General features: G+C 51.9%; 19 protein-coding genes, 2 rRNA genes and 1 riboswitch (1 of these 22 only partly in view). Of the genes, 2 read left to right on the top strand and 19 right to left on the bottom strand.

Annotated features, from left to right (window positions below):
• Nucleotides 1-150: 150 nt before the first annotated feature.
• From yabG to BBD41_RS14235, 6 genes are all read right to left on the bottom strand, one after another.
• On the bottom strand, nt 151-1,047 hold the full coding sequence (yabG, locus tag BBD41_RS14210) for a sporulation peptidase YabG (RefSeq protein WP_077570933.1): 897 nt from the start codon (nt 1,045-1,047) through the stop codon (nt 151-153).
• 129 nt (nt 1,048-1,176) lie between these two features.
• Nucleotides 1,177-2,061, bottom strand: coding sequence for a 16S rRNA (adenine(1518)-N(6)/adenine(1519)-N(6))-dimethyltransferase RsmA (rsmA, locus tag BBD41_RS14215; protein ID WP_077570931.1), 885 nt, complete (start codon nt 2,059-2,061; stop codon nt 1,177-1,179).
• Nucleotide 2,062: 1 nt separating this feature from the next.
• Nucleotides 2,063-2,611 (bottom strand): ribonuclease M5, encoded by a 549-nt coding sequence (gene rnmV / locus BBD41_RS14220; RefSeq protein ID WP_077570929.1) that lies wholly within the window; start codon nt 2,609-2,611, stop codon nt 2,063-2,065.
• A 227-nt stretch (nt 2,612-2,838) separates the two neighbouring features.
• Complete coding sequence (locus tag BBD41_RS14225; RefSeq protein ID WP_099477953.1) at nt 2,839-4,029, bottom strand: resuscitation-promoting factor; 1,191 nt, start codon at nt 4,027-4,029, stop codon at nt 2,839-2,841.
• 276 nt (nt 4,030-4,305) lie between these two features.
• Nucleotides 4,306-4,519, bottom strand: a riboswitch (cyclic di-AMP (ydaO/yuaA leader).
• A 212-nt stretch (nt 4,520-4,731) separates the two neighbouring features.
• Entirely contained in the window at nt 4,732-5,499 is a 768-nt protein-coding gene (locus tag BBD41_RS14230) for a TatD family hydrolase (protein WP_077570925.1), read from the bottom strand.
• Between the two features lie 160 nt (nt 5,500-5,659).
• A complete protein-coding gene (locus BBD41_RS14235) occupies nt 5,660-6,949 on the bottom strand; it encodes an HD domain-containing protein (RefSeq protein WP_077570924.1) in 1,290 nt (429 codons plus the stop codon).
• 323 nt (nt 6,950-7,272) lie between these two features.
• On the opposite strand from BBD41_RS14235, the gene BBD41_RS14240 reads away from it, so the two are divergent.
• On the top strand, nt 7,273-7,527 hold the full coding sequence (locus BBD41_RS14240) for an AbrB/MazE/SpoVT family DNA-binding domain-containing protein (protein WP_006207408.1): 255 nt from the start codon (nt 7,273-7,275) through the stop codon (nt 7,525-7,527).
• A 289-nt stretch (nt 7,528-7,816) separates the two neighbouring features.
• Here BBD41_RS14240 and rsmI read toward each other — a convergent pair whose 3' ends face one another.
• From rsmI to BBD41_RS14290, 10 genes are all read right to left on the bottom strand, one after another.
• A complete protein-coding gene (rsmI, locus tag BBD41_RS14245) occupies nt 7,817-8,707 on the bottom strand; it encodes a 16S rRNA (cytidine(1402)-2'-O)-methyltransferase (protein WP_099477954.1) in 891 nt (296 codons plus the stop codon).
• A complete protein-coding gene (locus tag BBD41_RS14250; RefSeq protein WP_077570920.1) occupies nt 8,704-9,468 on the bottom strand; it encodes a tRNA1(Val) (adenine(37)-N6)-methyltransferase in 765 nt (254 codons plus the stop codon). The genes rsmI and BBD41_RS14250 overlap by 4 nt, the downstream gene beginning before the upstream one ends.
• A gap of 160 nt (nt 9,469-9,628) precedes the next feature.
• The gene (gene yabA / locus BBD41_RS14255; RefSeq protein ID WP_077570918.1) at nt 9,629-10,000 is read right to left on the bottom strand and encodes a DNA replication initiation control protein YabA; all 372 of its coding nucleotides are present in this window, start codon (nt 9,998-10,000) and stop codon (nt 9,629-9,631) included.
• 32 nt (nt 10,001-10,032) lie between these two features.
• The gene (locus BBD41_RS14260) at nt 10,033-10,833 is read right to left on the bottom strand and encodes a PSP1 domain-containing protein (RefSeq protein ID WP_007132855.1); all 801 of its coding nucleotides are present in this window, start codon (nt 10,831-10,833) and stop codon (nt 10,033-10,035) included.
• Nucleotides 10,834-10,889: 56 nt separating this feature from the next.
• Entirely contained in the window at nt 10,890-11,876 is a 987-nt protein-coding gene (gene holB / locus BBD41_RS14265) for a DNA polymerase III subunit delta' (RefSeq protein WP_099477955.1), read from the bottom strand.
• Nucleotides 11,877-12,067: 191 nt separating this feature from the next.
• On the bottom strand, nt 12,068-12,511 hold the full coding sequence (locus BBD41_RS14270) for a YaaR family protein (protein WP_099477956.1): 444 nt from the start codon (nt 12,509-12,511) through the stop codon (nt 12,068-12,070).
• Between the two features lie 503 nt (nt 12,512-13,014).
• Complete coding sequence (locus tag BBD41_RS14275; protein ID WP_006207400.1) at nt 13,015-13,344, bottom strand: cyclic-di-AMP receptor; 330 nt, start codon at nt 13,342-13,344, stop codon at nt 13,015-13,017.
• A 62-nt stretch (nt 13,345-13,406) separates the two neighbouring features.
• A complete protein-coding gene (gene tmk, locus BBD41_RS14280) occupies nt 13,407-14,051 on the bottom strand; it encodes a dTMP kinase (RefSeq protein WP_077570912.1) in 645 nt (214 codons plus the stop codon).
• 77 nt (nt 14,052-14,128) lie between these two features.
• On the bottom strand, nt 14,129-15,862 hold the full coding sequence (locus tag BBD41_RS14285) for an aminotransferase class I/II-fold pyridoxal phosphate-dependent enzyme (RefSeq protein ID WP_099477957.1): 1,734 nt from the start codon (nt 15,860-15,862) through the stop codon (nt 14,129-14,131).
• Nucleotides 15,863-16,000: 138 nt separating this feature from the next.
• Nucleotides 16,001-16,186, bottom strand: a complete 186-nt coding sequence (locus BBD41_RS14290) for a sigma factor G inhibitor Gin (RefSeq protein WP_007132850.1) — start codon at nt 16,184-16,186, stop codon at nt 16,001-16,003.
• A gap of 233 nt (nt 16,187-16,419) precedes the next feature.
• On the opposite strand from BBD41_RS14290, the gene BBD41_RS14295 reads away from it, so the two are divergent.
• Nucleotides 16,420-16,941, top strand: coding sequence for a hypothetical protein (locus tag BBD41_RS14295; RefSeq protein WP_099477958.1), 522 nt, complete (start codon nt 16,420-16,422; stop codon nt 16,939-16,941).
• A 157-nt stretch (nt 16,942-17,098) separates the two neighbouring features.
• Here the strand turns inward: BBD41_RS14295 and BBD41_RS14300 are convergent, their stop codons facing one another.
• The 3 genes from BBD41_RS14300 to BBD41_RS14310 form a co-directional block, all read right to left on the bottom strand.
• Nucleotides 17,099-17,536 carry a hypothetical protein gene (locus tag BBD41_RS14300; RefSeq protein ID WP_077570907.1) on the bottom strand — a complete coding sequence of 146 codons (438 nt, stop codon included), beginning with the start codon at nt 17,534-17,536 and terminating at the stop codon, nt 17,099-17,101.
• Between the two features lie 364 nt (nt 17,537-17,900).
• A 5S ribosomal RNA gene (gene rrf, locus BBD41_RS14305) occupies nt 17,901-18,017 on the bottom strand.
• A gap of 104 nt (nt 18,018-18,121) precedes the next feature.
• Nucleotides 18,122-19,732, bottom strand: a 23S ribosomal RNA gene (locus tag BBD41_RS14310) (it continues 1,437 nt past the right edge of the window).

Genomic DNA, 19,732 nt, shown 5'->3' on the forward strand with positions numbered 1-19,732 from the left:
AAGCTTTATGTATTTTATTTGACAATTTCCTTCTCCTTAGAGAGCAATACAAAAAACCCCGGCTCCCGGGGTTTTCACAATCAATATTCGGTTCTTCATCCGCCCCTAGCGTCTACCCAATTGAATGCCTGGTTTGCGATGCAGCACTGCTTAGCTGACGGAAGGCGTTACTTTCAATGTAGACAGGTCCTGGAGGCTCGGCAGGCCGATCCGGTAGCTACCCCTGGTCTCAATTCCGCCTACGCCTTGACTGCCGCTGATCGTGTGATGGATAACATCGTTGATGTTGACCGTTTCGCGAACGGACGTATAGGCGGTCTTGGCGGCCACATAGACCGGGTCCAGCGCGTGGATGAGGATTCTCCCCGGCGAGCTAGCAAAATTGGCTCCTGCCTGCAGCAGCGCTTCAAAATGCGACTGGCACGCGCCGGCCACGATGACCAAGGTGTCCAGGTTCCGCTCATATTGCCGGGCCACCTGGATCGCTGATACGAAGTTATGCGAATTTTTGTAGCTGTCCAGGCTGTATAAATCATACGGCTGTCTGCGCTTGAGGACCCCGTCATGGCCTGTAATCACGACGATATCGGGTCGAACCCGCGGAAGGAGCCGATACAACGTATCGGCCATCGCCGATTCATTCACATAATGGCCTTCCGCAGGGACCCGAAGCTGGTTGTACAGCGCCATGCTCTTCTTCAGATACTGAGGATCCCCGTCCAGATGCAGGACCTTCCCCGGAACGTCGAAATATCCTTTAGCGGCCTGCGGGCCGCCGTTATTCCTGAGGCTCGCCAGCTGCCGCTCACTATCTTCTTGTCGGCGCTTCTTCAGGCTCTCCAGCGTCTCATTCGCCTTAATCTGTGCCTGCTTCGTTCGCTCGCTTACGGCGGGATGCGGTACCTGGATCAGGTCATCGGCGGGAGCGTCGGCCAGCAGCCGGAATTCCGTGCCTTTGATGACGATAAGATTATGCCGCAATCCTTCTACCCGGAACGTTACATCGCCGCCGTAGGATTTACGAACGACCAAGTCTCCCAAGTTCATCACAACATCACCCCTACCCTATGGTATGGGCTGATGGAGCCATTGGTTCGTCATGGCGGGAAAATTCCCCCTGGCGGCTTCTCCGCACCTCTGGCAACGGTTTGGTATACTAGGCCTGCATGCCATGCTCTAACGGATTCCCGCCTGATACAGGACATTGCTCAGCCGTGCGTACTCCTCAATGCTCAGCGTCTCCCCTCGGCGCTTCGGATCGAGCCCCGCTTCCTCCAGCAGCTGCTCCAGCCGCTCGCGCCCTTCTTCGGCGAAGAAACGGCTCTTCAGGTTATTGGCGATCGTCTTTCGCCGCTGGGCGAATGATGCCTGCACGACCTCGAAGAAAAAGGCTTCGTCCTCAACCGAAACCGGGGGCTCTTCCCTTACCGCCAGGCGAATGACGGCCGATTCAACATTAGGCTGCGGGATGAATACGGTATGCGGAACGACACAGACAAGCTTTGGCTCGCTGTAATATTGGACGGCAATGCTTAGGCTGCCGTAATCCTTGCTGCCCGGCGACGCGGCCATCCGCTCGGCAACCTCCTTCTGGATCATAACCACAATATTCTCCAGCGGGAGCTTCTCCTCCAGCAGCTTCATCAGAATCGGGGTCGTCACGTAATACGGCAGGTTGGCTACAACGCTTACCTTCTTTACCTCGGCGAAATCCTCGCGGAACAGCTCGTGCAGATCCACCTTAAGCACGTCTCCGTGATGAACTTTCACGTTATCATAAGGCTCCAGTACTTCTTTAAGGATCGGAATCAGTCGCTGGTCGATCTCCACTGCGGTAACGGCTCCTGCCATTTGCGCAAGCTTCTCCGTCAGCGCCCCGATGCCGGGTCCAATCTCAAGCGCCCCTTTCTCTTGATCAAGCCCTGCGGCCTCCACAATCTTGCCCAAAATATTCTGGTCGATCAGAAAATTCTGCCCCAGGCTCTTCTTAAAGGAGAAGCCATGGCGGGCAATGATCTCCTTCGTACGTCTAGGTGTCGATATATCTTCCATCCGGTTCATCTCAGCTTTGGCCTCCCTCTTCCAGCTGCGCTAACGCCGCCAGAAACTCTTCACGCGATATTTGAAACATCGCCAAACGTTTATGGAACTGCTTGGAGTTGCAATACCCGATACCCAGTACATTCCCCATGAACATTCTCCGGGCTGCAGCGTCCGGATGAGCCGTCAGCCCCGCATCGATCAGATCCTCCAGGCTGATCTGGCTCTCCGCCCCCTCAAACGAGGTGTGGACGCGGTCCAGGGCATGCCGTATGGCCTCCGGCGATGCATTCTCGACTCCGATATCGCCCTTGCGCGTCGCATCCGCCTCCGGAATGAAGGCGTGCTTGCAGCCGGGGACATGACGGTCGATGATTTTGCGTATCCGCTCCCCTGCATGATCGGGGTCTGTCAGGATGATTACCCCCCTGCGCTCCTTTGCGAGGGCAATACGGCGCAGCGTATGCTTATTAATAGCAGAGCCGCCGGTCTCGATCGTGTCGGCATCCACCGCACGCTTGATCGCTACCGTATCGTCCCTGCCTTCAACCACAATCACTTCACGGATCATAACGTTCTCTCTTCCTTCCCAAAAGGACACATACATACATACATACATACAGCCAGTCCAACCGTTCTCAATGAACCGGCCCAGCCTTATCCATGCGGCGGTAGGCTCAAAATGACCGAAACGCCGCAAAACAAAAGAAGAGGAGTTTCTCCTCTTCTTCATTATGATCTATTATAAGCTAAATTCGTTAGCATTAGAATGGCAATGTCATTAGAAAATGGGATTCATTAGTTCACATCAGGCTTTACGGGACCGATCACATAAACGGTGCGGCCCGATTTCCGGCCAAAGTTCATGGCCGCTTTCAGCGAATCGTAATACACATCAATTTTATGTCCCTTAATCGCTCCGCCGGTATCCTCTGCGCGGCGGAAGCCGATGCCTTCGATATACACCCACCAGCCAATCGGAATGACGCTCGGATCAACCGCGATCGTACGACCCTCGGTTACCCGTGTTCCGGAAGCCGTACGGGTTCCGATTCCCTCCTGCTCGGCGGAATATGCAGTCATCGAAACATTGTTCAGCACTTTCTGGTATTTGAAATCAACACCCGCTCTGGAGATGACATTATTCTCCGTCGCTTTGGCGGTGGACACCTTTCTTGTGCCCGTAAGCTTCGCCGGGGCAGATTTCACATTCGGAGTCGCTGCCGCCTGAAGCACAACAGGTTTCTCAACCTTCTTCGTACCTACGGCGATAATTTTGTCCTTCGTCTTACGCTCAACCTCTTGCGAGACCTTTGTCTTGGATACCAGCTTGCCGTTATGGTACACCTTCTCGTAGTGATGTACGAGAACGCCCGGCTCACCACGCTGAATGACACGGTTATCGCCGCGCTCCAGCGACGGATCCGCGGTCTTGATGACGCGGAACTCGCGGTTCTCCTTCTCCGCTACGGTCTGCTTCGTAACCCGAACGACTTGAATGTTCATATCGCTGGTAAGCTTCGTGTCCTGTGACGGCTTTACTATATCTTCACCCTTGATCGTAATGCCAGCTTCTTTGAGTACACTATCGACCGTGTCCTGGGTCGTGAAAATGGTTTTGGTGGTGCCCCCTACTGTTACTTTAACTGGGATTGCACGGTCAATGATAATCCGGTCCCCATCCTGGATCGTCCCGTTTAAAGGCATCGAGACCTGATCCTGCGGATTCAGTGTGATCGCTTGCTCATCCAGCAATTCCTGAAGCAACGATCCTCTGGTTTCTACCGTGGTTACGCGGCCATCGACCACAATTTGAACTTGCTTGCCCGATTGATCATGGATAACCAGCGATACGAGTAGTGATACCGTAACAGCCCCCATGGCGCCGAGCATCATCAATTGACGCAAATTCTCATGCTTCCATCGCAATGCGTAAGACATGCTGGATGATTGTGATTCATGGGTTTCTTCAGGTTGAAAAATGCCCACTATTCCATCCTCCTTCATAGTCCCGCCGTCTTAGGTAACGCATGAATGCATTTGACGTGACTATAGCAGTTATTCTCGCAAGGCGTGCTGCTATCTATCTAACGCCCTGCGTCAATCCCCGTCTTCCCGTTCACCACTAGGAATCACCTCCTGTTTACCAACAGTATGACGAAACCTACTCCAATATTCAAAAATAAAAGAAGCCAGCGTGAAAGAGTACTAGAGGCTCTAACGTGGCTTCCTGATGATTGAAATCATGGAAATGGTATGCACGAGAATTCCCCTCTTACTTCGCTTACGGAGTTAGCTGTCGGGTTCGGACGTAAGAGAGACGCCCTAGCTCCGGTCGCCCGCTCATGGCGAGGACCTTCACATTCACCCCAAAGACCCGATAAAGAAATCATATACGGCTCATGCACGACAGTTTACGATGCACGGCAGTATCGGTTCCCCCGTTCCCCAGACTTCGGAGATTAAGCGAGACGGTTCATGAAATATGATCGCTGAAGTTTACAGCTTTGCAAACTTGCAGCTTCTTATCACTGAAAAGATGATATCCTGTTTCCATGCAGGTTGTAAAGGAACAATCAAGCACATTTTTTGATGTAAAAGGTTAAAAAATTGTAAAACAATCGTCTTTTCAGGTTAAAAAACTTTAATTAATCGCAATTCCTCACTTTTTCATCGCTTTTGCTCTCGTTTTCACGAAATACCAAATCGTTCCAGCGCGTTTCTCGTGGTAATTTGGACCAGTTCATCGAAGGACATGCCCCGAATTTCGGCTGCCGTCTCGGCCACCAATTTCACATAAGCGGACTCGTTTCGCTTCCCTCGGAAGGGGTGCGGAGTCAGGTAAGGCGAGTCCGTTTCAATGAGAAGGCGATCTAGCGGAACCTTGGCCAGAACCTCCTTCGGCTGCTTGGCATTTTTGAACGTGATCGGTCCGCCGAACGAAATATGAAAGCCCATATCCAGGCACAGCTTAGCCGTTTCCCAGCTGCCCGAGAACGAATGCATCACGCCGCCAACCTCATGAGCCTTCTCTTCCTTCAAAATCTTCACGATATCCTCATGCGCATCGCGATTATGAATCACAATCGGCATTCGGAGCTCCCGGGCCAGACCGATTTGGCTGCGCAGCACCCGGTGCTGCACCTCCTTCGGGGATGTATCCCAGTGATAATCGAGGCCGATCTCCCCGATCGCAACAACTTTCTCATGGCTGCAGAGCGAAGCGATCCATTCCAGGTCGCCCTCCTCCATCGTGATCGCATCCACGGGATGCCAGCCTACCGCCGCATATATAAAATCATACGTCTCCGCCAGCTTCATCGTGGTCGGAATCGTTTCGCGATTAAAACCGATATTGATCATCCGGCTGACGCCGGCTTCAAGCGCCCGGGCAATCGTCTCCTCCCGGTCCTCGTCGAATTGGGGAGCATCCAGATGGGTATGCGTGTCGAACAGCATGTTCTCTCCCTCTCCTTTCTTGTCGATCCTTGATCGTATCTTTCCTGCACAAAACCTTTAGCATTCCGTTCGATGGTTGTCCAATATCATTGCTCTGATGGCGGCAACCTTAAGACGGATTTATCTTTATCCTGATCCAAGTACCCTAAAATAAGGGGACTCATCCCTGACGGCGGAATAAATCAGCAATTTCGGCCGGCATCCGGTCAAGCAGCGGCTCCACTCTCTCCTCCGGGTAATACAGATAATTCCGGCCCTTATGGATCCCGCTAATGGAGCGCACGATATCGGACACCTCGGAGATTTCCCGAAGCTGGTCATGCCGGTCCAACAGCAGAATTTGCTTCTCGTTCAGCGGCATGCCCGAATGAAACTTATCATAAGGAAGATCGGTCGGAAAATCAATCTCCAGATCATATGCGGGATCAAGACCCGCATCCCGAAATGCCTGGCGGACGGCGTCGATTGTCTCCGGATTGCCGGTGTCGATTTCTATATATTTATAGAGCTTCCGATGGATAAATCGGCCGCATATTTCGCTAAGGAGCGGATCGCTCTCGGACGTCCATTGCAGGAATGCCGTCTGAATGAGCGCCTCATCCAGACGCAGATACTCCTGTACGGTCAAGCTGCCTTCGAACAGAGCCGGCAGCGGTTCGATCATGAACCGGAACGCATAGCCTGCTTCATAGAGCTCCTTCGCCCGGCGGAAAATCTGGCGCAATATGATTTCCGAGCTTCTTGTTACCGGGTGGAAGTACACCTGCCAGTACATTTGGTATCTGGACATGAGATAATCCTCCACCGCGTGCATCCCCGATTCCTTCACAACGATCCGGTCCCGGTGCGGGCGCAGCATCCGCAGAATCCGGTCGATGTCGATCGTCCCGTAATTGACGCCGGTGTAATAGGCATCGCGCAGCAAATAATCCATCCGGTCCGCATCCAGCGGGCTCGTCACCAGATTCATCACGATCGGTTTGTCGTACGTCTTGCGAATGACGGAAGCGACCCGCTCCGGGAAGTCTGCTCCAAGCTCCAGGAGCACTTTGTTCACGCACGTATCGCCGAGCAAGATCCGGCATGTCCAATCCTCATGGTTCATCTCAAACGCCTCTTCTATAGAATGGGAAAATGGTCCATGACCGAGATCATGCAGGAGCGCGGCACATAAGGCTACCTGTCTCTCTTCCGCAGGCCAATCGGAGTACCCCCTCCGCTCGAATTGAGAAATGATTCTTCTTGTAATTTCATAGACGCCCAAGGAATGAGAGAATCGGCTGTGCTCGGCGCCATGAAACGTCATATAGGATGTGCCCAGCTGCCTGACCCGGCGAAGCCGCTGAAATTCCGGCGTGTCGATGAGCCGCCAGATAATATCATCCTGGACATGAATATAGTTATGAACCGGATCCTTAAACACCTTTTCCTCTGAGATTGGCAGGCGCATCGTAAAATCACTCCTTAAGTCATAAATTTAGGACTTGGACTATTTTCACTTCTTTTGACATCTAATGTCGAACAATGTCGAATTAGGTAATTTGGTGCTTTCCAAATCGACATCTTGAAAATTGAAGCGTTTTTTGGTTCAAAAATGGTAACTTCGTTGTAGGACAGCGGTTTATTTCACTATATTTTCGTAAATAGGTTCCGAAATCTCAAAAATATAGGTTGACTGTTTTGGGAATCGTTGGTACTATAAATAACATAAAAAATAGAACTATGTCGAATTATGACTTTTTTAAATTATGGCGAGAGGGGCATTAATAAGTTATGATGAAATCAACAGGAATTGTAAGGAAAGTCGATGAGCTTGGACGGGTCGTTATTCCAATCGAGCTGCGCCGTACACTCGGCATTGGCGAGAAGGACGCTCTTGAAATTTATGTGGACGGTGAACGCATCATGCTTAAGAAGTATGAGCCTGCGTGCATCTTCTGCGGCAATGCCGAGAACGTTACGTACTTCAAAGGTAAAATCGTTTGCCATGAATGTATCTCGGAAATCCCTACACCTGTGACAAATTAAAGATATTAGTATATAATAGGTACACAATCACATTTTGTTAATTCTAACCTTTTTCATATCTCCTTGGTGCCTTCCTCGGCTATGAACCCGGCCGCAGGAAGGTCTTTTTTTATGCGAAAATTCCTGCGGTCGGCAACACGCTATGTAATCCCCACTACGATCAATGAGAAACATGATTTTGGCTGGACGGCCATCACCGGGTGAAATGTCCGCCGGCAAGCTGTTGACTCCGGCCCGATGCGAAGGAGCGCCTCATATCCCCTTATGCATGTCAGGCTCCTAAAATAAATTAATCCCCCAACAGCGCATTATAGATGTCCCGTTTCGAGACGCCGCGGTCTGCCGCCGTTTTCTTCATAGCGTCCTTACGGTTTAATCCCTCCTGCATATATCTGCCGACGTGATCCTCCAGGGAAAGCTCCTGCCACCACGCATTCAGCTCCATCCGCTCTTCCTCGGCATTTCTGCCCTCCACCACGACACAGTATTCGCCCAGAGGAGGATGCTCCTCTAGCCAGGAGAGGCATGCTTCCACGCTTCCACGGGCAAATTCCTCATAGCGTTTGGTGAGCTCCCGGGCCAGCGCAATCTTCCGATCCCCCAGCACCTCCTTCAGCAGCTCCAGGGTTTTCTTGATGCGATGCGGGGATTCATAGAAGATCAGCGTTCCCTGGGCCGATTGCAGCGCGTTTAACTGGGCCACGATGTCTTTGCGTTCCCTGGGCAAAAATCCGATGAACGTAAACCGTTCGGTCGGCAGGCCCGATGCGATTAACGCCGATAACGCGGCATTCGCTCCGGGAACCGGAATGACCGATATCCCGGCTTCAATCGCAAGGGCCACGAGGTCAGCACCAGGGTCGGAAATCGCCGGCAGACCGGCATCGCTCACGAGTGCTACATTTTTTCCTTCTATTATATATCGTATAATTTCAGGGCCGCTCGCCGCCTTATTATGCTCATGGTAACTGAACAGCGGCTTGGATGGAATTTCAAAATGAGTGAGCAGTTTCCTGCTCTGTCTTGTATCCTCCGCCGCAATAATATCGCATTCCTTAAGAACGCGTACCGCCCGATATGTCATATCCTCCAAATTGCCGATCGGGGTCGCAACCAAATATAAAGAACCGGTGCTCCCTTCGCCTTGCGGTTCAAAGCTTCGCTGTAATGATATTCTCATGCTTGATCATCCTCATTCGTTCCATAATATATATCCATAAATTCAGCGCAGTATTTTCCCTGCTCGTCATAAACGATGAGCGGCGGCCGTAGACGAACCTCGGGCTTCCCGTCCCGTATGCCCTCGATCAGCACCATATTCGCTTCCAGATGGGCACGGGGGTGGACAAAACGAATCACTTTCGGCTCGATGCGGTATTTGCTCATGAGCGTGATGATCTCAGCCAGTCGCAGCGGCTTGTGTACCATGCTCATTTTCCCGCCTTGGCGAAGCAGCTTGGAGCAGGAAGCAATCACTTCCTCCAGCGTGCAGTGAATCTCATGTCTCGCAATAGCCTGGTGGGGATTCAGCTTGATGTCGCTGCCGTTCATCGGCATATATGGAGGATTCACCGTAATCAGGTCATATGCTCCATACCCCGTCTCCTTGTACAGCTCTCTCAAGTCCCCTTCCCGGATCGTGATTTGGTGCTCAAGATCATTCATATAGACGCTTCGTCTTGCCATATCGGCCAGTCTGGGCTGAATTTCAATTCCTTCGATCGGTGCGCTGGTCCGTGTGGACAAGAGAATAGGAATGACCCCATTCCCGGTGCACATATCGAGAATTTTCCCTCTCCGCGGAATGCTGGCAAACCGTGCGAGCAGCACCGCATCCATGGAGAAGCTGAACACCTCCTCGCTCTGGATGATTCCGAGCTCATGCGTCAGCAGATCATCAATCCGCTCGGATGGATGTAAATGTACGTCCTTCAATTTCATAGTTTCAACCCTTTAGCTTGATAGTTAGGGGCACGTGTGGAGGCTAACTCTCGTGCCCATAGGTTTGCGCAGTGTTCACGAATGCAAGGAGCCGCAAGGTCCCTTACAGTATAACCTTCAAATGCTAGAAAAAAACCGTAGGCAATATCCCTACGGCTTCTTATTTATTCAAAAATGACAAGCAGAACAGGCAATCCCCTTCCGTACGCAAATGTCCATAGTACACATTGCAGATGTGAAAGCCTTCGTGATAGAGACGGGCCAGGTTGTCGTATCCTTCCCCGACCACATCCTCCTCCTGATCCTCCTTCTCGGCATGAGGCAGAGGCATCGCGGCTACCGGGTGTTCCAATTCCGCCGGATTGACTTCCCTTTTTAGTATTTTCCGGAGCTGTTCATTTTCAAGACTGAGGCGATGGTTCTCTTCCAGCAGTTCCTTGATGACCAGCTTGAGTCCACCCAGTTCACTGTGTATATGTCCCATCTGTGATTCCAACTCTTGAATGAGCACAAAAATGTTTTTCTTCTCCAAGTCTACACCCCGAAAATAAACATTCTATTGGACTATTTGATAACCACGTCGTCCATCGGAAGTTCCTTAACCTTCCCGATTTCAAACAGCTGAACATGAACCGTCCGCTTATCCGCATTGATCCCGACAACCTTGCCTTCTCCAAGCGAGGTCACGACCAGCTTCCCAACGGATGGAAGCTCCTCTTTTACGCTTTCATAATTATCATGCTCAAATTTCAAGCAGCACATCAATCTTCCGCATAGCCCGGAAATTTTGGTCGGATTGAGCGACAAGCTCTGATCCTTCGCCATCTTAATGGATACCGGCTCAAAATCACCAAGCCATGAGGAACAGCACAGTACGCGACCGCAAGGTCCAAGGCCGCCCAGCATTTTGGCTTCGTCCCGGACTCCGATCTGACGAAGCTCGATCCGGGTCCGGAAGATGCTGGCCAGGTCCTTAACCAGCTCTCGGAAATCCACGCGGCCTTCGGCCGTGAAATAGAAAATGATTTTGTTCCGGTCGAACGTAAATTCCACATCGACCAGCTTCATTTTCAGTCCGTGATCCCGAATTTTATTTAAACAGGTGGTGAATGCATCCTTCGCGGCCTGCTTGTTCTCCTCAACCACACGGGCATCCGAGTCGCCGGCGATGCGAATGACTTTCTTCAGTGGAAGAACAACGTCAGCTTCACCTACCTCCTTCTTTCCTATCACAACTTGACCGTATTCAATCCCCCGGGCCGTCTCCACAATGACGGATTGCTCCTTCTCTACGGGTAGATCGAGCGGATCGAAGTAATATATTTTGCCCGCTTTCTTAAAGCGGACACCCACTACACTGTACAAAAATAAACCCCCTTGTGCCTGTACATATTGGCCATCCTTCGGGCCTGGGGGTGTGCTCACGCCGGAGTGTTACCGCCCAAACCCATCAATAGCTGCTCTACACAGAGCTGTCCATTGACATTATAGCGTAACTTCTTCTGACACTCTGCGGCCAAATCCATATAGGACACCCACTGTGCTGTGCTGCGGGCTGACGCATGACCAGAGATATACTCCGCCTGATCTATGAAAACGAGAGATTCTTTCCTTCCGTACTGAACATGAATCATGTCCTTAAACCATAAATGAAACAAACTGAACAGAATGTCCAGATGATCGGAGAGTTCGGTTTTGAACACTTTCTGGCTCGCGGTAATCATCGCAGGGCCGGTTCGGTTCAAAGACTCCTTCCCTAATTGTAACACTACGTTTCTAATTTCTGCAAACCAATTCTCATTCAATATTTTCCTGCATCCGTCAAGACCTGACGCCAGATGAACGGCACAGCGAACAAGGGCTGCCGGATATCCTTCTCCTACCAGCACCTGCTCCATCATATGCGGAGAAAGCGAACGGAACGGCACCGACTGGACCCTTGATTGAATGGTCGGGAGCAGCGCTTGTCCATTCTCCGCTATAAGGATAGCTACTGCCGGCGATTGCGGCTCCTCCAGAAATTTCAGAAGGCTGTTGGCTGCCTGGGTCGTCATTTTCTCCGCATGGTCGATAATGTACACCTTCGGATTGCGGTTCTCGGAGCGGTATGAGAAAATGAGCTGCAATTCGCGGATCTGATCGATCTTGATACTGGCGCCATCCGGCTCAATCATCGTCAAATCCGGGTGATTGCCGTGCTCGACCTTCCGGCATTCCAGACATTGTCCGCAGGCATCATCCTCAAGCTCTGTGCAGAACAATGCCTTGGCAAACACAAGCGCCGTCTGCAGCTGTCCGGCACCGGCCGGCCCGCTGAACAGATAGGCATGGCTGACCGCGTGCTTGCGCAGGGCGTTCTGCAGCAGCTGCTTGGCCGCCTCCTGGCCTATAATATGATTAAAAGACATAAGTCCTCTCTTTCCTGCTTCATTCACTTCGTTTTCTATCATCTTATGAACCTGCTATCTAAATAATCTAATAAGCCAAAGTTAAATAACCATCCATTACAAGAACTAAAAAAACATCATGCCTACGAACTGAAAAAGTTGGTTTAGCCATCCTAATTCCAAACCCCAACCGGGATGATCCTCCCAGCTGTTTAAAATACGAGATTAATCAGCATCCCCCGGATTTCTCCGACCTTGTTCAGCAAATCGATCCTTCCCTGCTCGGTATACAGCAGTTCATCGGCCATCGCAAGCAGCACCGAATCAATCTCATCGATCACATTGTAGCGCTTGCCGCGTCCCCGCCGGTCCCAGCCCCGGGTTTCCTTCATTTTAACACCGCGCCGAACCGTCTCCTCCAGGAAACGCCGGACCATCAATTTATACGCTTTAAGCTCCCGGACGGTCATCGATTTGGCTAATCGGTCACCCTGCAGCGCAATCTCACGCATCTGGCGGCTCAGCTCCTCGTGCGTGGCCCGTTCCCCCTGCTGCTGCATCATATCCGAGAACGATCGCTGCTGGACAGGCCTGCTGCTGTTATCCGGGGCAGGAATTCCACTATTCAAGGGCCGAAAGCCCGGATTGATCTTCACGCGAATACACCGCCTTTAGATTTGAAGCCCCCGTTAGCAAACGGAGGCGCCGTAGAAACTTCTATTCATGCATGCTTGCCCCGGCATGCATTTCATCGTAAAATGAGACGCTTAGGAGCGGCCATCCCAGGCTTTGAACATCAAAACCAACCTGCTCCCTGCAGTCCCGCTGACTCTATGCTTGCTTCATTTCAAGTGGGATCAGCCAAGTGGGGTCAGCGACGGCACCTGACGTGAACGTACCTTGAATCGGTCAACTTGTCAAGCCATTTACCTTGATTTAACAGGTGTTGAGGCGCTCACCGCTTCTATCGGGAATGAATCGCCTTGAACAGGCGTCCCTATTCCATTCATTGTTCTGCGATTTACGGTAACTATTTTTATTATGATACAGAAGGAATTCAGACTAGCAGCATGGCTGTGCTTCTCCATTGCCGGAGACGTTCCCATATCCCAATAAAAACATCCGTTACTTCAATTCGCAAAGTGTCGTGGATCTATTCTTAGAAATGCTCGAATCTTTCTACTGGAAGCACAAACACGGTAGCGCCGCCCACCTGAACCTCGACCGGAAGCGGCAGATACGAGTCGGTCGTGCCACTCATAGGGGTTACCGGTGTGACCAGCTGCTCGCGAACCTTGCAGCTTGTGCGGATGACGCTAAGCACGCTTTCGACCTGTGAATCGTCTACCCCGATCATAAAGGTGGTATTTCCCGCCTTCAAGAAACCGCCCGTGCTCGCAAGCTTCGTGGCCCGGAAATTGGCTTTGACCAATGCGGCGGAAAGACGGTTGCTATCCTTATCCTGCACAATCGCAACAATCAATTTCATGGTAAACCCTCCTTTTAAATTTGAGGCATTTTCGCCCTAACACTATTATTTGACAAACAACCTCAAAAATCCTTTAATATCGCGTCTTCTACGTATTTGATCATCTCGCGCTCCACCTGATCCGGCGTTTTGGAAGCATCCACGATTCGGACTCTTTCCTTGTTGTTTCCCGCTATAAGCATATAGCCTTCCCTAACCTTACCGTGAAATGCCATGCTTTCCATGTCGAGACGGTTTTTTTCGCGCTCGGCATTGGCCGCGATTCTGGACATCCCGATCTCCGGATCGATATCGAACAGCAGCGTAAGATCGGGCATTCGGCCTTCAACGGCAAACCGGTTAATGCTCCATACCTCCTCCATGCCGAGGCCGCGGGCATACCCCTGGTACACCAGACTGCTGTCGACAAACCGGTCGCACAGTACGGTCAGTCCCTCGCTCAGTGCCGGTTCTACCTTCTCCACCAGATGCTGTCTGCGGGCAGCCGCATAAAGCAAGGCCTCCGTCCGGGCATCCATGGATGTATGCTGCGGGTCGAGAATGATGGAACGGATCTTCTCCGCGATCTCGATCCCTCCGGGCTCCCGGGTAATCATATAAGGAATCGAGCGGCCCTGCATATAAGCGGCCAGCCTGCCCAACATGGTTGTTTTGCCGGACCCATCCCCTCCTTCAAGTGTGATAAATAGTGGTCTGCGATTATTCATAATGATCCTGCTTTCATAAAAATATGTTGAGTGGTACGAGTGGTACATGGGTTGCTTCCGCAAAGCGGAGGTACAATCTACCGGGGGAGCCCTGCCTCTTGTCTATAAACAACGATTGTAGCCAGGGACGGGTCTGCGATGCCTTGGCATTTCGCTCCCGCATCTCTTAAATCGGCCAGTCTGCGCGCCATCCCCTCAGTGATGACCTCACCGGGATAAAGGATCGGAATCCCCGGGGGATACGGAATCACCATCTCGGCCGCTGTTCTTCCCGCGCAAAGCTCCACTGGCATCGGCTCGATTCGGCCCTCATCCATCGGCTTTAGCGAGAAGCTGACCGGATCGGAATATGGGGCTTCATCGCCCCAATTGTTCCACGTGGAAACATTGGATTTGGATGATGCTTCGGGTAACAACCGTACTTCGCTTGAACCGAAGGCGAAGGTGGTATCGATCCGGGAGCTCGGCACGTAATGCTTCATGAAATCGCCCCGCCCCTTCAGCATCCGAATCAGCTCTTCAGTGGACTGTGCTCGGCTCCCATTTGCGGCATCCCCGGCCTTGTGCGGTGTCCTCGAGGACGTCTCCTCTTGCTCTACAATATGCACAAGTGCCCATAAGACGTGATTGCTATCTTCGATTGTCGAGCCGAGCGTAAACAGCAAGACGACGCGCTGCTCGTCGCTCATCTCCGGCACACAGCCGCGCTCCTCCAGCGCGCGCTGCAGTGCGTACCCGCTCAGGACCCCGGTGCGGTCATAAATGACCGCCTTGAACGGGTCCTGGCGGGTATACGCCGCCGCTCCTGCATGCGGCGGCGGCGCTTGTCCGCCGACCGCGGCCGTGCCGGCGGCGGGGCTCCCGGGCTGCGGCGGCTGCAGCAGCCCGAAGCGCGGCAGCTTCGCGAGGCCGCGCCGGAAGGCGTCCACGGCGGCGAGCCCCGCCGTGAAGGCGCCTGCGCCCTGCGTATGCAGCAGGCGCCGAGCCAGGTCAAGCGATGCCATGATGGGGTAAGAAGGGCTGGAGCTCTGCACCATCGCCAGCCGCTGCCGCAGAAGGCGCCGGTTAATCCGCTTGCCCTGCACATGCAGCATCGCCCCCATCGTCATGGCTGCCAGCATTTTATGCGTGGATTGCACCACCCCGTCCGCCCCGCAGGAGAGCGAACTGGCCGGCAGCTGCGGATGCTGTCCGTAGTGAGCGCCATGCGCTTCGTCCACCAGCAGCGGAATCCCATGGTCATGGCATATTTCCGCTAGCGGCGTTATATCGCTTCCCATCCCGTAATAATTCGGCATCGTGATTAAGGCTGCCTTCGCCCCGGGATAAGCCGCCAGCGCCTTCCTCAGCGTTTCTGGCGAAGGGGCAACAGCAAGCCCGCTGGGCCCGTCCATCCCCGGCTGAAGAAAAACGGCCCGCGCTCCGGCCAGCATCAGACCATGGAGCACCGACTTATGTACGTTCCGCTGCACCAGGATGATATCGCCGGGCTCCTCGCATACCGTCAAAATAAGCGCCATGTTTCCGCTCGTGCTGCCCCCGACAAGAAAATAACTCTCGTCTGCGCCAAAGCAATCTGCCGCCAGCTCCTGCGCTTCCCGAATCGCCCCTTCGGGGTGAAATAAATCGTCTGTGCCCGTAATTTCCGTCACATCGATCTGCATCGCTGCCTGCAGCATCTCAGCATATTTCGGATCCTTACCATAGGCCCTGCCGTTCTTATGGCCAGGAACATGAAACGATGAGGCTCCCCGAAGCCGGTATTCAGTTAATGCCTCCACGAGCGGAGCACGATCTTTATGTGTAGTCATCGACATATCCCTTCAGATTCCATTCTCTAACCTATTTTAACGTATAATGAAACCTTCGCCTACGATTAATGCCTACATTCCCTCTATTCCCGGCCAACAAAAAAAGGCCTATCGCTTAAGGCCCTATACATGTTCATTCTAAGCATTCTTAGGCATCGCAATCTGCTTTAATTGCCGGATAAAAAAATGATATTTGGCATCCTCCGCACTGGTATGCACGATTTCCGATTCGCATTCCTCGCAAACGAATTGCGATAAAATCGTAATGCCTTCCGTCTTCGACTGGTTGCATATAATACAGACGCGTTCGGTCAGCTCTTCCATTGCCATCCCACCTTGATCCTTTTACTATTAGTATGACACAGTTTCTATTATTTTAAACCTTTTCATAGGATATCTTTGTACGCTTTATATATATGTGTCCCAAGAAAGCCCGGTGTCTGTACCGCATTTTTTCGCTTAACAAAAATATGAATTTGTCCGATAAATATCATAAACGCCGATTTTCGGCCGATCTATCGAAGATTGATCTATGAAAAGGGGGACGGCATCGCGCCATGGCAGAACCACACGGTCAAGCCACCTTTTATCAATACCGGCTTATTAAAAAAATCCAAGTATCCAAACCAGTGTTCATCCCTTATCTGATTCTGCCCTTAATCGCTGCAGCAGCCGGCATATGGACGCTGTCCCCGTACATCCTGTTTTATTTCTTGATCGCCTTCCCAGTCATCCAGTGGATTCAGTATGTAATCGGGCATACCACGCTCCTGCTGCTCGGACCTGACTATCGAAAACGATGGCGTTTCCGGATTAAGCTTCCTTGGCTGGGATACACGCCGGAGCAGCACATCAGCCGTCGCATCTTTAGCAAAGTACACGTATACACGGGACTTGTAGGGCTTTCCTTATGTATCATCGTGGCGCTGTGGTTGCCGATTCCGTTTACGGCCTCGCTTGTTTTTTGGCATGTCTGGCTCCTTCTGCCCCGATTCACCATCCTTATGCGGTTCGCTTCCCTGCCGAAGGACGGCATGATCAAGCTGTCCGATCAGGACATTGCCTATTACAGGCAATAAACGGGCCGGGAAGTCATGAAGGAGTCTGAACGACTCACTCATTCTGCAGTTGGCTGGATGGGCCTTATCTGGGCAGGATAGAACGGTTTCTACCCCAACGATAAAGAAAAAGCCGTTACATAAATAAAGACCTCATTCCGAAGCCGAAATGAGGTCTTTATTTATTCGTTTTATTACCTTCCAAGCCTTGAATCACTTGTTTCTTCATTTGAGTGGGAACCGTAATGATCAAATACCCGTCATGCACCGTAAGATGGACGATGTTCTTACCTTTTTCAAAGACCAAGGAGGAGCTGTTTGCCTCGGCTTCCTTCTGCGTCCAGCCCCAGGACTCGATTTCTTTCAAATAGGGCTCCGGAATACTCTCGTCTTCTTTCAAACCAGGAAGAGCATAGCGTACATAGTCCAAGTCGCTGTTGCCCGTTGTTTGCTCTGTTTTATTCGCTTCTTTCGGGACGGGGAACGACTTTACATTGGCCGCACCGTCAAAGGACTTCCAGCTTGGTTCTGCGGATGCCCCGCAACCCGATCCGATTAATAAAATCGTACCCGCGCATATGATTTCTGCAATATGCAGGCCTTTTCTACGCAACATGTATTGTCCTCCTTTCCCCCACAATAACCGTCTCAGATGAGTATTCAAGGTTGCTTGGTTAATGGAGAACCTCCCCAATCAGGCCTTACTACCTATGGCCTGCATAAATCGGTAATGAACTACCCACGAATGACTAATTCTATTATACTGATTTTCTATAGTGTAACGGTAACAAAATCTTCATCTGTTTATGTCAAAGTGATCGTCATGTTATATAACAGCTTAAAGGCTCTTGGCAGCTGCAAGGGACTGAATCAACCATAGGCAGACTAACGGTTATCAATAATACCCAGGGTCTTGGTTTAGGAAATGGTTCGGTAACCAAAATAAAAACCACCATCGATTACATCGACAGTGGTTTTTCGCTTGGCGGCGTCCTACTCTCCCGGGACCCTTCGGTCCAAGTACCATCGGCGCTGGAAGGCTTAACGGTCGTGTTCGGTATGGGAACGCGTGGAACCCTTCCGCCATCGCCACCAAACGATTCAAGGTGGTTTGATCACCTGAAAACTAGATACGAAACGTCTTTGCGTCTTACTGAAAAATCTTTATGCTTCCGTAGCGAGCTTTCTTTCAGAAAGCTTGTAGGATAAGCCCTCGACCGATTAGTATTGGTCAGCTCCATGCATTACTGCACTTCCACCTCCAACCTATCTACCTCGTCGTCTTCAAGGGGTCTTACATACTGGGAAATCTCATCTTGAGGGGGGCTTCACGCTTAGATGCTTTCAGCGCTTATCCCGTCCGTACGTAGCTACCCAGCCATGCTCCTGGCGGAACAACTGGTGCACCAGCGGTACGTCCATCCCGGTCCTCTCGTACTAAGGACAGCTCCTCTCAAATTTCCTACGCCCACGACAGATAGGGACCGAACTGTCTCACGACGTTCTGAACCCAGCTCGCGTACCGCTTTAATGGGCGAACAGCCCAACCCTTGGGACCTACTTCAGCCCCAGGATGCGATGAGCCGACATCGAGGTGCCAAACCTCCCCGTCGATGTGGACTCTTGGGGGAGATAAGCCTGTTATCCCCAGGGTAGCTTTTATCCGTTGAGCGATGGCCCTTCCATGCGGTACCACCGGATCACTAAGCCCGACTTTCGTCCCTGCTCGACTTGTAGGTCTCGCAGTCAAGCTCCCTTATGCCTTTGCACTCTTCGAATGATTTCCAACCATTCTGAGGGAACCTTGGGGCGCCTCCGTTACTCTTTAGGAGGCGACCGCCCCAGTCAAACTGCCCGCCTGACACTGTCCCCGTACCGGATCACGGTACCAGGTTAGAACCTAGATACGATCAGGGTGGTATCCCAACGTCGCCTCCACACAAGCTGGCGCTCATGCTTCTTAGGCTCCCACCTATCCTGTACAGATCGTACCCAAATCCAATATCAAGCTGCAGTAAAGCTCCATGGGGTCTTTCCGTCTTGTCGCGGGTAACCTGCATCTTCACAGGTATTAAAATTTCACCGGATCTCTCGTTGAGACAGCGCCCAAGTCGTTACGCCATTCGTGCGGGTCAGAATTTACCTGACAAGGAATTTCGCTACCTTAGGACCGTTATAGTTACGGCCGCCGTTTACTGGGGCTTCGGTTCACAGCTTCGGAGTTGCCTCCTAACCGCTCCCCTTAACCTTCCAGCACCGGGCAGGCGTCAGCCCGTATACTTCGCCTTGCGGCTTCGCACAGACCTGTGTTTTTGCTAAACAGTCGCTTGGGCCTTTTCACTGCGGCCCCCTCGGGCTATTCACCCTACCGAGGCACCCCTTCTCCCGAAGTTACGGGGTCATTTTGCCGAGTTCCTTAACGAGAGTTCTTCCGCGCGCCTTAGAATTCTCTTCTCGCCTACCTGTGTCGGTTTGCGGTACGGGCACCTTCACCTGACTAGAGGCTTTTCTTGGCAGTGTGAGATCATGACCTTCGCTACTGTAATTTTCACTCCCCATCACAGCCCAGCCTTAACGATGTGCGGATTTGCCTACACATCAGCCTCACTGCTTGGACGGACATCCATCAGTCCGCGTCACTACCCTCCTGCGTCACCCCATCGTTCATAACGGTTTACGGTGGTACAGGAATTTCAACCTGTTGTCCTTCGACTACGCCTTTCGGCCTCGCCTTAGGTCCCGACTTACCCTGAGCGGACGAGCCTTCCTCAGGAAACCTTGGGCTTTCGGCGGATCAGATTCTCACTGATCT

The sequence above is a fragment of the Paenibacillus ihbetae genome, assembly GCF_002741055.1.
Classification (GTDB): Bacteria; Bacillota; Bacilli; order Paenibacillales; family Paenibacillaceae; genus Paenibacillus_AQ; species Paenibacillus_AQ ihbetae.

What these genes read in the sequence shown, in the direction of transcription:
- holB (WP_099477955.1), bottom strand. Translation starts at nt 11,876, where the DNA reads ATGTCTTTTAATCATATTATAGGCCAGGAGGCGGCCAAGCAGCTGCTG.
- BBD41_RS14285 (WP_099477957.1), bottom strand. Translation starts at nt 15,862, where the DNA reads ATGACTACACATAAAGATCGTGCTCCGCTCGTGGAGGCATTAACTGAA.
- tmk (WP_077570912.1), bottom strand. Translation starts at nt 14,051, where the DNA reads ATGAATAATCGCAGACCACTATTTATCACACTTGAAGGAGGGGATGGG.
- yabG (WP_077570933.1), bottom strand. Translation starts at nt 1,047, where the DNA reads ATGAACTTGGGAGACTTGGTCGTTCGTAAATCCTACGGCGGCGATGTA.
- BBD41_RS14230 (WP_077570925.1), bottom strand. Translation starts at nt 5,499, where the DNA reads ATGCTGTTCGACACGCATACCCATCTGGATGCTCCCCAATTCGACGAG.
- BBD41_RS14275 (WP_006207400.1), bottom strand. Translation starts at nt 13,344, where the DNA reads ATGAAATTGATTGTTGCGATTGTGCAGGATAAGGATAGCAACCGTCTT.
- BBD41_RS14240 (WP_006207408.1), top strand. Translation starts at nt 7,273, where the DNA reads ATGATGAAATCAACAGGAATTGTAAGGAAAGTCGATGAGCTTGGACGG.
- BBD41_RS14250 (WP_077570920.1), bottom strand. Translation starts at nt 9,468, where the DNA reads ATGAAATTGAAGGACGTACATTTACATCCATCCGAGCGGATTGATGAT.
- BBD41_RS14295 (WP_099477958.1), top strand. Translation starts at nt 16,420, where the DNA reads ATGGCAGAACCACACGGTCAAGCCACCTTTTATCAATACCGGCTTATT.
- BBD41_RS14235 (WP_077570924.1), bottom strand. Translation starts at nt 6,949, where the DNA reads ATGCGCCTGCCAATCTCAGAGGAAAAGGTGTTTAAGGATCCGGTTCAT.
- rsmI (WP_099477954.1), bottom strand. Translation starts at nt 8,707, where the DNA reads ATGAGAATATCATTACAGCGAAGCTTTGAACCGCAAGGCGAAGGGAGC.
- rsmA (WP_077570931.1), bottom strand. Translation starts at nt 2,061, where the DNA reads ATGAACCGGATGGAAGATATATCGACACCTAGACGTACGAAGGAGATC.
- rnmV (WP_077570929.1), bottom strand. Translation starts at nt 2,611, where the DNA reads ATGATCCGTGAAGTGATTGTGGTTGAAGGCAGGGACGATACGGTAGCG.
- BBD41_RS14290 (WP_007132850.1), bottom strand. Translation starts at nt 16,186, where the DNA reads ATGGAAGAGCTGACCGAACGCGTCTGTATTATATGCAACCAGTCGAAG.
- BBD41_RS14300 (WP_077570907.1), bottom strand. Translation starts at nt 17,536, where the DNA reads ATGTTGCGTAGAAAAGGCCTGCATATTGCAGAAATCATATGCGCGGGT.